Origin of the sequence: Paenibacillus sp. JMULE4, assembly GCF_013337105.1 — a bacterium.
GTDB lineage: Bacteria > Bacillota > Bacilli > Paenibacillales > NBRC-103111 > Paenibacillus_G > Paenibacillus_G naphthalenovorans.
In genome coordinates, this window is sequence record NZ_SGWF01000007.1 from 1 (window position 1) to 13,848 (window position 13,848).

Consider the following 13,848-nt stretch of genomic DNA (forward strand, 5'->3'; position numbering starts at 1 on the left):
AGAATAAACGGGCATCTGAATTTATCCATCTGCTTCAGCAGGAGAACCAAAGATTGCATCCTTCTGCACAGACCAACGAGCATCCCATCATCAACCAATTGAACATTCAATCGGATGAAACGGCCGAGATTTTCCTTGAGGGACAAAGATACCTGCTTGAATCGAAAAAATTGACAAAGCAGAACGAAAACCTGGCCATGGTTGTGTTGGTCAAGACGGAAGCGCAGAAAAAAAAGGCCCCGTCGGCGGCAAAGCCTGAGGGAAAGGAACCGTCTGCAGTTCATGCTGCTTTTGAAACAAAAAATCCGACGTTTTTGAAAACGCTTCACATGGCGGCGAAAGCGGCCAAAAGCGATGCGGGGATACTACTCCGTGGGGAAAGCGGCACGGGCAAGGATTACATGTCCAGAGCGATACATCGCGAAAGCAGCAGAAACGGCAAACCTTTTATTGCTTTAAACTGCGCCTCTTTGCCGAAGGAGTGATTGCCTCCGAGCTTTTCGGTTATGCGGCAGGCGCCTTTACCGGAGCCAGGCAGCAGGGGAACCCTGGAAAAATAGAAGCGGCGAACGGGGGTACCTTGTTTTTGGATGAGATTGCCGACATGCCTCTCGAGCTCCAGGCGGTATTACTCCGTGCACTGGAGGAAAGCAAATTACAAGAGTCGGAAGCACAACCCCTATTCCTGTGGATGTGCGTTTTATTGCAGCCACTCATAAGGATTTGCGGCTGCTGGTGGAAAAAGGGGAGTTCCGCGAAGACCTGTTATACCGGCTCAATGTGTTTACGGTTCATATTCCTCCGTTACGGGAACGGCCGGAAGATTTGGAGCATTTGCTGAATCAGATGCTTTCCGCAGCTTGTGACAAAGCAAAGCGCAATCAGATGATTTGTACGCCGGAAGCGATGGAGCTCTTTCGGCACTACACCTGGCCAGGCAATTTACGCGAGCTTCGAAATGTAATGGACAGAATAGCGTATCTTCATGAACAGGATCAGCTGGAAGCCCGTCATGTACTAGAGTATTTGGATATGGGAACAAGAGCCCCATCCGCATGGCGAACGGGAGCAGATTGAATGGGCCTTAAAAACGGCCAACGGAAACCGGGTTCAAGCGGCCAGAGCGCTGAATATCTCGCGAAGCGCTTTATATCGGAAAATGGAAAAGCATGGCATAAACTGTTGAATCGACTCCTCCTTCTCGGACAACTCAACTCCTTGAGTTGTCTTTTTTTCTGGAGTCCCGGTGTTCGTTGTCCGGACACCGGATGTGCCATGAAACAGGGTAGGCGGGCTTGCGATGAAATGATGAGGGGTGAAACGGCAGATGCTTACTGAGGTTAAAACAATGATAAAGCATAAACTCTATTGGCGTGGTTTTTGCTAATTTATAAGGCAAGTAGGGAAATTCACCAGTCTCTACTCCAAAACGATCTGAAGGAGGCAATTGGAAATGACAGTTGCAGCAAAGCAATGGACCACGGAGTTTAAAGAGATCAATGACAGCAATGAAGAGCTGAACGCCCACGGGAAGTTTTTTACCTGCTCGTATCTATTGGATATGGAGACGACGAAGGTCCTGATTCAAACGCACGCGGGAAAAATTGTAAACGTCACCATGGACCCGGGCCCTCTCGAGCATTATCAATTTGCCATTCGTGCCAGCGCAGATACGTGGCGCAAGTTTTCCCAGCCTACCCCGCCGCCGATGTATCACGGCATTTGGGCGGCAAGCTTCCAGCGCGATATGAAACTGGAGGGCGACTTGCTTGTATTAATGCAAAATCTTCGCTGCCTTACCACCCAGTTGGAATTGTTCCGGGTTGTAGGTGTACCGGTATAAAAACGGATAAACGATAAAAAGGAGGAAACAAGCGATGCCTAAAGCTACATTTTCACCCGTAACGGGCCGTTATGTCACGATTGAAGTGGATGGGGATGATATAAAGTATTTTATTTGGAGAACGGAACGGGACAGCCCATTGTCTGCCAGCACACGGCAGGTTGTCACAACCATCAATGGCGGGGGCTTCTCGAGGATGAAGAATTCACGAACAATTATCGCATTATCGCTTATGATCTGCCGAGGCATGGAAAATCCGATCCTCCGCTGAATCGTGAATGGTGGAAGGAAGAGTATAAGCTGTCTGCCGATTTTTATACTAAATTTATCGTTACCCTGTGCGATGCGCTCGAGCTGGAAAATCCGATTTTCATAGGTTCGTCGTTTGGAGGAAACGTAGCTCTTCAGCTTGCTCTTCGCTATCCGGACCGTTTTGCTGCGGTCATTCCGGTTGAAGCGGCGGATTACTCTCCGGGCTTTTATCTGGACTGGTGGCATCATCCGCATGCGAATGCAGCTCAAGTATGCGCCAGCGGAGTATGGGATCTTATGGCTCCGCAATCGCCGGATCAGGATCGCTGGGCAACGTGGTTTTATTACTCCCAGGGCTCGGAAGCGTTTAAGGGGGATTTGTATTTCTACTCCGTCGATCATGATCTTCGCGGCAAGCTGGATCAAATTCAGGGGGACAAAGTCAAGGTTGTCATGCTCACGGGAGAATACGACTATCTCACTACGCCTGAAGACGGAAGGCGAACCGCAAGCCAAATCAAAAATGCCGAATTTATCGAAATGGCCGGCATCGGCCACTTCCCGATGAGTGAAAATCACGAAGTGTTCCGAAAGTACCTTGCCCAAGCATTGGAGCTCATCCGCGCGGCCAGCACAGCCAAAGCGTAAAAATTCAGAGCCATTCACGACTGCTGTCGCGGATGGCTCTTTTTGAGTTATACTGGAGAGAAAGGACAAGCGCTGCCAAATCATGAATAGGGGTGGTTCATAATGAAATCGGATAACATCATGCTGTTTGTGATTGACCCGCAGAATGATTTTATGGATGACGGGGCGCTGCCCGTCGCAGGAGCCAAAAAAGATATGGCGCGGCTGGAGGCGTTCATTACTGCGAATGAACGCGCCATTGCACGCATAGGCTATTCGCTGGATACCCACCAGCCGATATCGATTTTCTTTTCCGTATGGTGGGCTGATCAAGACGGGCAATCCCCAAAGCCCTACACGACGATTACTTATGACGATGTTATGGCCGGCCGGTGGAGTCCGCGCTTTCATCCGGATGAAAGCTTGCAGTGCCTGAGTCAGCTGAGGTCCATCATGATTTGGGCGGATCACTGCCTTCAAGGAACGCCGGGAGCAGCCGTAGAGCCAAATATTTACCACGCGATCATCCGGCATTCCCGCAGGAAAGGGCTCAATCCTTTGGTAATTGAAAAAGGGCTTGATCCGATTAGCGATATGTACGGCATCGTTCATCCGGAGTATAACCCGATGAACCGTTACGATGATCGGATGATCAATGAATTCAGGAAGTATGATGAAGTCATTTTCGCCGGCGAAGCGGCATCACACTGTGTGCTGACTTCGGTCAAGCAGGTCATGGTTTTGTTCGAACAAGAGACCGTCAAGCCCCGGTTCAGCATCCTTACGGACTGCATGAGCCCGATTGCCGGTTTTGAAGAGGCGACAAGCGCCGCCTTTGATGAACTTGCAGACCGGTATGGTCTGCGCTTCCTAACGTCGAAGGCTATTCTGGATTAACAACGGGAACGACGTCTGCAGAATTATGGCAATTGCCACGGCAGAGGTTCGTCCGACATAAATTTATTGAGTACGTTTTCCGTGAGCCGTGAAATATTGTTATCGTACCGGTTGTGGGACAGGCTTCCGCAGTAAGCAATGGAGCTAACCGAAAAAACAGCTCCCCCATTGGGAGTGGGGTAATAAACCATATCGGCTCTGACCCTGGGATTCTCATAGCCGCCCATCCCGGGGACGTTAAAAAACAGCTCCTCTACAACCTGCATGTACACATCCGTATGTCCTTCCGAAGAAGCAAGAATCAGCGTTTCCGGCGGGGTTCCAAGCTCAAGATCGTAGATGTCGAGTTCAAGCCCTGCCGCCCCGCCGCCGACTAATCCGAAGTTGCCGATGAGCTCGTCGTCCCCGATTCCCTCGAAAATCCAGGAGACTCTGGGATCGAAGCTGTCCGGATTCCGGCGGTAATAGGAAGAGACGTCGAAGCCTTCGGCTATGAATCCGGTGCCGGCAATTTTTTGCGGAGCCCTTCCTCTGTTTCTCCAAAGTCCACCCTGTTCGCCGCTGAAGCTGAGATGCAATTCGCCAGGCTGTGCCTTCCAGGCGTTGGAGCCGAATTGCTTGCGGACTTCAATCATATTCGGATTCTCCGGGTTGAACTGGATGATCCAATAGAAGCCGTTGGCACCCATATACATCAGTCTTCCGCCAAGCTGCTGGTAATCTTCGATCGCATCCAGCATGCTGCCGGAATAATATTCGGGGTGGGATCCCGTAAGGACTACATTGTACGGATTTAACAGCTCCACGCCCTCGGCATGAAGGTCATGATCGGTAATCACATCAAAGGAGTAACCCTTTTCGGTCATCCAGTCCACCAAATGGAGGTCCGCATTAAACTGCCACAAGGACGGAGAAAGGTTATGTCTGTACTTCGGCCTCATATTGAGGACAGGGCGAAGGGAAGAGGAATAACATACTCCGCTGCCGTCGGAATGCACATCGTACGTGGAAAGACCAAATTCTTTATGTTCCATCAGGTACAAGTCTTCTTGCTGAATCACAGGGGCGCGTCCAAACATCAATTGAGCGAGAGGAATGTCCTGAAATCTTGTGTTTGCATAAGCCAAATAACTCGCCGTTGGAATCAACAAAGCGATTTTATTGGCGGTTGCTCCTTTGGCAGGCCTTACAAAAAAGGTGATGTAGTCTTCATCCTCTCCTGCTTTGACATGGGCCGCATACACACCGCTTTTCAGACCGTCCGGGACGGTCCATTCAAAATCCGCTTCCCATCGGGCATCGGAAAGATCGTCGTCATGAAAATGAATGGCTCCGTACTGCTCGGGCGCATGGATGAAATTTTGTTCATGCGATGTCCAATTGTAACCGGTCATCGCCCGGGCGGGAAGGTTAACGGCCTCTCCGTGCAGCTCGTTCCTGGAAGATCCCATATCCTGCTGGGCGTTTCAATACCGTTCGGACCGATATTTTTCGCAAAATCCCATACGGCCAGCAAATCCTCAAAAGGCTCTTCAATACACTGCTCCATCTCCTGCAGGGTAAGGGCGCGGTCTGCCATGCGAGGCCTGTCGATTTTACCGTTATATAAACCGCCCGCGATGTGCTTGCCTGCGCTCGCGTGCTGTAAATAACCGGCCATAAGGAAAGGAGTATCATGATCCGTATCAGGCTTTGCGTTTACGGTCGTCTTTACATGTGCGGCCATTCTTTCCAAGGAGTAAGGAAGAGCATATCTTCCGTTGGTTCTGCCGATGAGAGGCTTTTGGAATACTTCAACCGCCCCGCTCGATGCGTCATAAGAAGCGCCTGCAAAAAACCAGATTTTTTCTTCCAGCTTTTTCTCTGTGCTGATCTTGTAGACCTTGCCTTTCCCGTCGCCTATCCATAAAGCCAGACAGCCATTCTCGTCAATAAACAAACCATAACCGGCTTTTCCGGCTTCCGACCATTTCGTGAGCAGTCCTTGAACACCTTTATCCGGTGTAGTCGGCCAAATCATAGCTTGCAGGGAGAAGCTCTGAAGTTTTCTGAATAAGGGTTGATCCGGAACCATAATATAGGATCCGCTGTAAATTTTCTGTTCCCTTCCTTTATATTCCTGATTTATGCCGGTGTTGACGGGTTTCGTCTTCAGTCCGGGTCCTTGAGGATTCGTGTCCCCATGAATTAATTGAACGATGAGGCCTGGTAGGTTTCATGCCCTTCACAGTTCACCATAAATTGAATGGTGCTTCCCGGTTCTACGCTGAGCTTATCTGTATATCCATTGATCGCCACTAGTCATCTCCCCTTGGTTTCAGATTTAAATGACTACACCAAAGTGCCGGAGTCTTTTCAGAAAAAGCCCATGTTCCGCAGCTTCCCTGGAATCAAACTTTTCATCCTCGAACAGTTGCGGGCGTTCCCCGCGGACGGCGGGATGCTCGCCGATACACCATTCTTCATGGGGCTTAGTGCACACGATGACATATTTGCCTTCCAATTGTTCATGATGTCTTCTGAAAAAATTCAATACCACATCCAATTGCTCGCTATGCTTTCCGATCGGATTCAACCGGTGCTCCTCTATCAGTTCCTTGGTAATCAGCGGTTTGATTCTCGTTTCAAAATTCCTCAAATCGATATCCAAATAGACCTCTTTATCTCTGGCTTTCTTGGACATATGGCCGATCCCTCCATCATTTGTTTTAAGATCGTTGTCAGCGAATAAAGAATAGAACAAAAATGTACCGTCACCTCCGTCACATTTCATTGCGGATATCCAGCTCATACTCCGGTGCAAGTCCATTATATAAGCCAAAGATAAACCGGCAATCAAATCCGCATCATACCCGGATCAAATGAAGGTAAAGTTTATTTTAGGAATTCAGGCTTCCGAAGCGTCCATCAGAAAAACGGAAAAATTGAAATATTCTAAATTTTGTATTATCATTACAAATAATAAAATAAGGGAAATTGAGGTGGGGGAATGGAAGAAATCCTGATCGTGGAAGACGATGTGAAGATACAAAAGCTTCTTTCGATTTGCTTGGATCATGAAGGACTTTCATATTCCATGACCTCTTCAGGCATAGAAACGATTGAAAAAGTAAAGAGCAATAATCCCTCTCTTATTCTTCTGGATATCATGCTCCCGGATATGGACGGCATCGAGGTGTGCAAACAAATTCGCATGCTGACAACCAGTCCCATCTTGTTTATGAGCTGCAAGAGTGAGGACAATGACAAAATCCTGGGTCTCAGTATGGGAGCGGATGATTATATCGAAAAGCCGTTTAACATCAATGTTCTATTAGCCAGGCTGAGGGCGCATTTGCGCAGAAACCGGATCTTGCAAAAAGAAAGACAGCAAGCGCTCGAACAGGACTTCCGGATTCACATCGATAATCTACTGATTGATACGCAAGCCCGGGAAGTTTATCGGGACGGGAAAAAAATACATATGACCATGAAGGAATTCGATTTGCTGACGTTTCTGTACAGAAACCGTAATCGCGTGTTTACGATGGAGGAGCTTTTAAATAAAATCTGGGGAAACGATACGCTGAGTGATCACAGAACGGTGGTCGTTCATATTTCCAGTTTGCGAAAAAAAGTGGAGGAAGATCCCCTGAATCCAAGGTATATCGTTACCGTAAGAGGAGCGGGGTATAAATTTGTTCGTTACTAATTGGATCAAAAGATGGATCAGAAGATCCCTTTTTGTCAAAATTCTCATGTATACGGCTCTGTTATCCTTAATCCCGTATGTGCTGTTCAGCATCTATTTCTTGATTGAGGTTAAAGCGCTTACAAAAAAGATGATTCATGAAACCTCATCCAATAATATTCTTCAAGCGTCCGTTTCCCTGGAAGAAAGAACGCGGCGTTTGAATGAACAATGGGGCGGGAAGACGGATAAGGCATCGCGTGAGCTTCTGGCCGAAGAGCTTTTGGATATTGCGGTTTACGGATATAAGCCCATGGCATATATCCTGGATACGAACGGGGCGGTGATCGCCAAGGCCCGCAACGACTTGGAGCCGGAGGTGCACATTGACCTTCTTGAGGCACATCATTCAACCATACTCGATCATAAAAGCGGACATGTCACGGTCAATGCGCCTGGCGAGAAGGTTCACCTGCTGTATATGAGCCTGGACAAAGCGGGGTGGTTTATCGCTTATCTCATCCCTGAATCCCGTTTAATGAGCATCGCCGCCGGTCATGCCGAAGATTATGCCGATACTCAAGTATATAAGCTTGTCCAACGTATGAGCTTTTTTTATTTATCGGAATGTTGTTAATCTTATTTTTTTCCTATTTTTTTTCCGAGTTTTTTACCACCCCGATCAGACAATTAACATCCGCTTTAATCCAAAGAGCCAAAGGATTTGAAATCGATCCTCTGCATACGAAAAGATCAGACGAGATAGGAGAGCTCATTCATACCTTTAACTACATGGACAGCACCATTCAAAAATTGATAACGGAACTGCACAACCGATCCAATCAATTGGAAGAAAACGTGCAAAAACGAACCAGAGATTTGCAGGAAGCCAACGACTTGCTTCAGCAAACCTATTCAAAGCTAAAAAGATCGGAAAAATCACGTTCCGAGTTAATCGTTCAGGTATCCCATGATTTAAAAACCCCATTGACTTCGATGAAAGGGTTCCTGGAGATTCTGAACAAATACGCTTTGCCCCAGGAGCAGAAAAAAGAACTGATCGATCAACTTCTCGTCCAAACGAATCAAATCATTCAATTGATTGAAGGGTTGTTTGACCTCTCGTCATTGGACGCAGAAGAACTGACATTCCAAAAGGAATGGATAAATATTGAATTTATTATGGATCATGCACTTAAGACCGTGTTTTCTGACGGGGAGCATGCCAATATTACCCTGAATACGTACTATGAAGACCATTTGCCTTTAGTGTTTGTGGATCCCAAGAAGATCTACCGGGTTTTTATCAATATTTTAAATAACTCGATCAAATATGCCTCCAATCAACCGAAAATCCATATCAAGATCACCGTTTATTTAAACAACAAAGATATCGTCATCAAAATGCAAGACAACGGAATGGGAATCCAGAAAGAAAATATCGATAAGGTGTTCGTCCCCTACTATCGAGAAACGCGGTCGGTTGAAAAAGAGATCCAGGGAAGCGGGCTCGGGTTAAGCATTTCCAAAAAAATGATTGAAGCGCATCATGGGGATATTTTTATAGAGAGTGAAGTGAACCAAGGCACAACCGTCTATATTATGCTTCCCGTTGTTGACACGGGTGCCATGATGAGTGGCGTAAGCGACATGTCCGCCGGATAGATAGAAGAGAGTTATACTTTAGAAACGGGGAGGTAACGATGTCCTATAATTCAGCAGGGGCTTAATAGCTTTCTCTTTCTTCGTTCTTATCTCGTTAAGCTGCTTTCCTGTTCTGTTCGACTGGTCCAACCGTATTCAGCCTTGGGTGTTTAACATTCCATTCTCCATGTTTTGGCAATTGATGTTGATCTCCGGCATGTGTTTGTTATTATTGATTTGGTGTATCGCCGATGCGTGGAGCGGGGATCTGGATGTTGAGATTGAGCGTATGCCAAAAGAAAATAACGAGGAATGATAAAAGAGGGAATGATGGGACTAGCCTTTATTTTGATCTTTTTATTGCTCATGATTATGATAAATCGGGGAAATCAGGGGATTAACGATTACAGCGACTATACAACAGGCAGCAGGAGTTTTGGACCTTTTGCCATTGGATTGTCCGTATTTTCATCGTGGTATGTCGGCTCCGTATTTACAGCATGGGCCGAATTTAACGTAGGATTCGGATTTATAGGCATTTATACCGCAATATACGGAACGATATCTATATTTATTATGTATTTGGTGTCAGAGAAAACGTATATCTGGGGAAAAAAGTACAATTTAATCACACAAGCCGAGCTGATGGGCTTTCGTTATCAGAGCGGGATGCTGCGGATCATGATGTCGTTTTTGGGGGTCCTGTTTACCGGGCCTTGGCTGCTTTTGGAATGGGTGACGCAGGGATATATATTCAGCTACGCTACCGGGGGGCAAATAAGCCCTTTTTGGGGGATGCTGATCGGTGTGCTTACCGTGATGATCTACGTTTCCATGGGTGGCATGCGATCTGTGATTAGAGCCAATGCCGTTCAGGGCCTCTTTATGTTTGCGGCGGGAACAGGGCTGTCTTTATGGTTGATTTACAAATTTTTCGGCGGCATCCGCAGCGGGATGGAGATGCTTGCACGGGACTATCCCGATGTGTTAACCTACCCCGGGCCCGGATGGTCTCCTCCCACCCCTATTGGACCTCGATCATCATTGTCAGCGGACTGGGTGCATTCATGTGGCCCTGGATCTATAATAAAATGTTTGCAGCCAAAAATGTGAGAGCCATTAAACAGTCGGCGGTCATCGCCTCGATGTTAGGCTTTATTTTCTGGACGTCTATGGTCTTTTTGGGGATCATGATCCATTCCATGGAATACCCCCGCAATCATCCGGAGGAAGCCTATATGTGGATTGCCAGCATGGCGGGCCCTATTCCACTGGCATTGATGAGTGTGCTCATTATGGCGACCAGCATATCTACCGTTTCGGGGATCATTCAAGCCATGGCCACCGCAATCTCCAACGATATTGCCAAACAGATCGATATTCAAATATCGAACGAAAAGGCTCTGAAAGTGACCCGGATTTCGTGATCATCATCTGCCTGTTATCCTTGGCGATGGCCGCCGTTGATTTTGGTAGACTGGTGTTTATAGCCATTCTGACCTATCAAGGCATCATCATGTTTTTTCCGGTCGTTTTTTTAGGCCTTTATTGGAAAAGGGCAAATAAAGAAGGTGCCATTGCCTGTATGATCATCGGTACGGCGACATCCGTCTATTTAATCATCTTTAACCCTTATTTTATTGACGAGCTGGGCTGGACTGCCGGGATGTACGGCATTATTCTCGCTTTCGGGATTATGATCATCGCGGGTTATCTCAAGCCGATTTCCCCGCATGTGGAACAATTGTGGTCCGATATAGAGACTGCGCGAAGGAACGCGAGAAGATCGAAGAGCTGAGGAAGCCGCCGGCATTGCCTATAGCGCAAAGCCTCTATCCAAGCAGGCAGGAGCTGCTTAGGATAGAGGTTATTTTATGCTTATCTTTCTAAATGATGGATAAAAAACGGATGAAACGGTTAAAGTTATTTTAGTGAATATTGGTTATAGGGTTTGGAAAGCAGGTGCAAGGATGGTTGGAAGGAAGCAGCTTGAGCATTCTACGATCAAGGCTGGTGAAGGTTAGTCATGTATAAAAGATAAGCTGGTGTTTCCTGCTGCTGATCATTAGCCTGATGCTCGGATGCCAGCGGCAGGATTCCATTCCAAAAGAAAAGGATCTCATGCAAGTCAAATCGGCCAGAGGAGAACATGCGAAGAAAATCATCTTTTTGATGATCGATTCTTTAATGTCACAAGCGATAAATAAAGGGATTGAACAACAGGAACTCCCTACGTTTCAATTCCTGATTGAGCATGGGCAATATTATCAAAACCTGGTGAGCTCTTTTCCCACGATGTCTGTAACGATCGATAGTTCCCTTCTTACCGGAACTTATCCTGATGATCATCATGTGCCGGGACTTACCTGGTATTCGTCTGATCAAAAGAAAGTGATCAATTACGGTACCGGGCCTATGGAGGTATTCAAGCATGGCATAGATCCGGTATTGGCCGATGCACTAATTCACTTGAATGGCAGTCATTTAAACCGGCAACAGCCCACCCTTTATGAGGACTTGGCTAGACATGGGCTCAAGTCCGGTTCCGTTAACGGTTTAATTTATCGCGGAACCACCGACCATACGTTGTCCGTTCCCTCTGGATTCAAGTACCAGCCTCTTTGCCAAAGGAAATTCAAGTGAAAGGGCCGGATTTTTTAGCCTTAGGCTCTTTGTCCAATCCACTGGAAGGCATTAAAAAACTCCCGGACGGGATAACCCGGCGAATGGGATTAAACAATCCATATTCCATTGATACAGCCAAATATTTGATTAAAGCCAATCAATTGCCCGATTTTTTATATGTTTACTTGCCGGATTTAGATCAAAAAATTCATAAGAAAGGTCCATCGGAACGTAATGGAATTCAGGAAATCGACGGGCAGCTTCTTACATTGCTGCAAACATTCGGTACACCGGAAGAAGCCTTGCGAAAAGCGATTTTTGTCATCGCTGGCGACAGTGGAGCCACTCAAATCCTGCCTGCCCAAAGTGATCCCGTTATCGACCTGCCTGCCTTTTTCCGGGGAGATCATGTATTGCGTCCTGGAGAAAACCTATCGCAAGAAACAGACATCGTCCTTGCTGTCAATGAAACCATGGCTTATGTTTATAAGCTTAAAGCAGATCGGTCACTAAGAGACATGGCCAACGCATTAAAATCCGATCCGCGTATTGATTTTATCGCATGGAAAGAAAACGAATGGATTCGTGCGGTTCAGGGCGGTTCGTTCAAGGAGCTGGCATTTAAAGCGAACGGGCGGCTGACCGATCCATATCGGCAAAAATGGACCGTCGAGCAGGATGCCGAGGTGCTGGACGTAAAGATCAATGCTTCGGAAGGTACATTGGCGTATGGCCAATACCCTGATGCATTGCAGCGATTATCCGGAGCTTTGAACTCACATCCCGGCGAATTTTTGGTGGTTACCGCAAAACCCGGTTATGAATTGGCAGACAGAAGCTCGCCGAAGCATAAGGGCGGCGGAGGCCATGGCTCTCTTCATCAAACGGAATCGCTCATTCCCTTGATTATATGCGGAACGGATCAAAAGCCGCAGTACTTGCGCATCGTGGATTTAAAAGCATTTGTGCTGGACCTGCTCATTCAACCTCCACAACCGCTTTGAACAACGAGTGCCGATAGCGACATGAAAACCGGATGGATCGGGCTATTTCATTTCCCATCTTTCCGCTCGTCTCCATTACCGAAAGAAAGGCCATAGCCGCCCCCCTGCTGGAAGGAAGGGCGGCTATTTTCGTCGACAGAAGCTGCTGCCGTCCGGTTTCTTCATGTAATTAAACAAGACATAACATCGGAATAGATCGTAAAAAAATACGAATATAGTCCGTTTTATTGTAAAGTTACACAACATATCCCGTTTTTCATTGTTCGCTTCTTTGGGATGTGTTATAAAATATAACATAAAAAGTTTGAAGCATGACAGGCGGCATGATCTAATTCGAGTTGATGGAGGAGGGGATGGAAGAATGGCTTTGGTCACGACAAAATCAATCGTTCCGTCAAAGGGGGAAGCCGGAAAAAGTGAGCTCCTAGTTCATCTGGAAGATGTCGGCAAAGTTTATCCGAACGGCACGATCGCTGTGCAAAATGCCAATCTTAAGGCAGTTGAAGGAGAGTTTCTTTGCTTCGTCGGACCTTCGGGCTGCGGCAAGTCAACGATTTTCAACATGATCGCCGGATTGACCAATCCTACTTCCGGGAGGCTGTCGGTTCTTCAGACCACACCCAAGGAAGCCCGCAAGCAGAATGAAATTGCTTTTGTCTTTCAGGAACATACGCTTTTGCCATGGGCGAAATTGATTGATAATGTCACGCTGCCGCTAACCCTTCGGGGAATTCCCAAAAAGCAGTGCAAGGAAGAAGGCGAGCGGGTTTTGGAACTGGTCGGATTGAAGGATTACATGAAAGTGCTGCCTCGCCAGTTGTCTGGCGGCATGAAAATGCGGGTATCGATCGCGCGGGCGCTGATTTCCAGGCCCAAATTGCTGTTGATGGACGAACCGTTCGGCGCGCTCGACGAAATCACCCGCCAGTCGCTTCAGGACGAGCTGCTGAGCATTTGGCGGCAGGATCAAAAAATGACCGTTTTGTTTATTACGCACAACGTGTTTGAAGCGGTGTTCTTGTCCACACGGGTGATCGTGATGACACCGCGGCCGGGGAAAATCGCGGATGTGATCGATATTCCTTATTCGTTCCCGCGCAATGAGGATTTTCGCACGATGGCGGAATTCGCAAGCTATGTGCGCCAGATTTCCGGCGTTCTGAAGCATTAAACAGATGACGTTGCAACATACGAAAGGAGAACGATAGGATGAAAGACATGGTTGCAGGCATGTTGAAAGAATCCGGACAGCCGGCTGCCAAGAAACGTGCCGGTTCCCGTCCCCC

17 protein-coding genes and 2 pseudogenes are annotated in these 13,848 nt (G+C 47.3%); 16 read left to right on the forward strand and 3 right to left on the reverse strand.

Translation table 11 applies throughout. The features are described from left to right. Window positions 1-329 precede the first annotated feature (329 nt). The 6 genes and pseudogenes from EXW96_RS28740 to EXW96_RS02055 form a co-directional block, all read left to right on the forward strand. Window positions 330-732 (forward strand): annotated as a pseudogene (locus tag EXW96_RS28740) (sigma 54-interacting transcriptional regulator); the annotation flags it as partial. A 114-nt stretch (window positions 733-846) separates the two neighbouring features. Beyond that, window positions 847-1,077: an AAA-type ATPase lid domain-containing protein gene (locus EXW96_RS28745; protein ID WP_483874528.1), complete on the forward strand. Its 231-nt coding sequence runs from the start codon at window positions 847-849 to the stop codon at window positions 1,075-1,077. After that, window positions 1,073-1,186: a helix-turn-helix domain-containing protein gene (locus EXW96_RS28415; RefSeq protein ID WP_375256431.1), complete on the forward strand. Its 114-nt coding sequence runs from the start codon at window positions 1,073-1,075 to the stop codon at window positions 1,184-1,186. Before EXW96_RS28745 ends, EXW96_RS28415 begins: the two co-directional genes overlap by 5 nt. Window positions 1,187-1,453: 267 nt before the next feature. After that, window positions 1,454-1,843, forward strand: a complete 390-nt coding sequence (locus tag EXW96_RS02045) for a hypothetical protein (RefSeq protein ID WP_174349736.1) — start codon at window positions 1,454-1,456, stop codon at window positions 1,841-1,843. A 114-nt stretch (window positions 1,844-1,957) separates the two neighbouring features. Next, window positions 1,958-2,743 carry an alpha/beta fold hydrolase gene (locus EXW96_RS02050; RefSeq protein WP_217437223.1) on the forward strand — a complete coding sequence of 262 codons (786 nt, stop codon included), beginning with the start codon at window positions 1,958-1,960 and terminating at the stop codon, window positions 2,741-2,743. A 102-nt stretch (window positions 2,744-2,845) separates the two neighbouring features. Further along, entirely contained in the window at window positions 2,846-3,619 is a 774-nt protein-coding gene (locus EXW96_RS02055; RefSeq protein WP_174349737.1) for a cysteine hydrolase family protein, read from the forward strand. Window positions 3,620-3,642: 23 nt separating this feature from the next. Here the strand turns inward: EXW96_RS02055 and EXW96_RS26890 are convergent, their stop codons facing one another. From EXW96_RS26890 to EXW96_RS02065, 3 genes are all read right to left on the reverse strand, one after another. Further along, window positions 3,643-5,070, reverse strand: coding sequence for a N,N-dimethylformamidase beta subunit family domain-containing protein (locus EXW96_RS26890; RefSeq protein WP_217437224.1), 1,428 nt, complete (start codon window positions 5,068-5,070; stop codon window positions 3,643-3,645). Further along, the gene (locus tag EXW96_RS26895) at window positions 5,010-5,693 is read right to left on the reverse strand and encodes a LamG domain-containing protein (RefSeq protein ID WP_217437225.1); all 684 of its coding nucleotides are present in this window, start codon (window positions 5,691-5,693) and stop codon (window positions 5,010-5,012) included. Before EXW96_RS26895 ends, EXW96_RS26890 begins: the two co-directional genes overlap by 61 nt. Window positions 5,694-5,942: 249 nt before the next feature. After that, the gene (locus EXW96_RS02065) at window positions 5,943-6,302 is read right to left on the reverse strand and encodes a N,N-dimethylformamidase alpha subunit family protein (protein ID WP_062408794.1); all 360 of its coding nucleotides are present in this window, start codon (window positions 6,300-6,302) and stop codon (window positions 5,943-5,945) included. Window positions 6,303-6,608: 306 nt separating this feature from the next. Between EXW96_RS02065 and EXW96_RS02070 the strand changes: the two genes are divergently transcribed. The 10 genes and pseudogenes from EXW96_RS02070 (at window position 6,609) to EXW96_RS02105 (ending at window position 13,733) form a co-directional block, all read left to right on the forward strand. Beyond that, entirely contained in the window at window positions 6,609-7,310 is a 702-nt protein-coding gene (locus EXW96_RS02070) for a response regulator transcription factor (protein ID WP_054817833.1), read from the forward strand. Further along, window positions 7,297-7,926, forward strand: coding sequence for a PDC sensor domain-containing protein (locus tag EXW96_RS02075; RefSeq protein WP_174349738.1), 630 nt, complete (start codon window positions 7,297-7,299; stop codon window positions 7,924-7,926). The genes EXW96_RS02070 and EXW96_RS02075 overlap by 14 nt, the downstream gene beginning before the upstream one ends. Continuing rightward, a pseudogene (locus EXW96_RS28420) lies at window positions 7,917-8,072 on the forward strand (HAMP domain-containing protein); the annotation flags it as partial. The gene EXW96_RS02075 and the pseudogene EXW96_RS28420, both read left to right, overlap by 10 nt. A gap of 75 nt (window positions 8,073-8,147) precedes the next feature. Then, on the forward strand, window positions 8,148-8,954 hold the full coding sequence (locus EXW96_RS27140) for a sensor histidine kinase (RefSeq protein WP_309224986.1): 807 nt from the start codon (window positions 8,148-8,150) through the stop codon (window positions 8,952-8,954). Window positions 8,955-9,260: 306 nt separating this feature from the next. Next, window positions 9,261-10,046, forward strand: coding sequence for a sodium:solute symporter family transporter (locus EXW96_RS02085; protein ID WP_174349740.1), 786 nt, complete (start codon window positions 9,261-9,263; stop codon window positions 10,044-10,046). Next, window positions 10,025-10,360 (forward strand): hypothetical protein, encoded by a 336-nt coding sequence (locus tag EXW96_RS27145; protein ID WP_254611178.1) that lies wholly within the window; start codon window positions 10,025-10,027, stop codon window positions 10,358-10,360. The genes EXW96_RS02085 and EXW96_RS27145 overlap by 22 nt, the downstream gene beginning before the upstream one ends. Continuing rightward, a complete protein-coding gene (locus EXW96_RS02095; protein WP_174349734.1) occupies window positions 10,357-10,731 on the forward strand; it encodes a sodium:solute symporter family transporter in 375 nt (124 codons plus the stop codon). Before EXW96_RS27145 ends, EXW96_RS02095 begins: the two co-directional genes overlap by 4 nt. 323 nt (window positions 10,732-11,054) lie before the next feature. After that, on the forward strand, window positions 11,055-11,576 hold the full coding sequence (locus EXW96_RS28200; protein ID WP_309224988.1) for an alkaline phosphatase family protein: 522 nt from the start codon (window positions 11,055-11,057) through the stop codon (window positions 11,574-11,576). Between the two features lie 83 nt (window positions 11,577-11,659). Next, entirely contained in the window at window positions 11,660-12,562 is a 903-nt protein-coding gene (locus EXW96_RS28205; protein ID WP_309224989.1) for an alkaline phosphatase family protein, read from the forward strand. Between the two features lie 361 nt (window positions 12,563-12,923). Further along, entirely contained in the window at window positions 12,924-13,733 is an 810-nt protein-coding gene (locus EXW96_RS02105; protein ID WP_174349742.1) for an ABC transporter ATP-binding protein, read from the forward strand. Window positions 13,734-13,848: the final 115 nt, after the last annotated feature.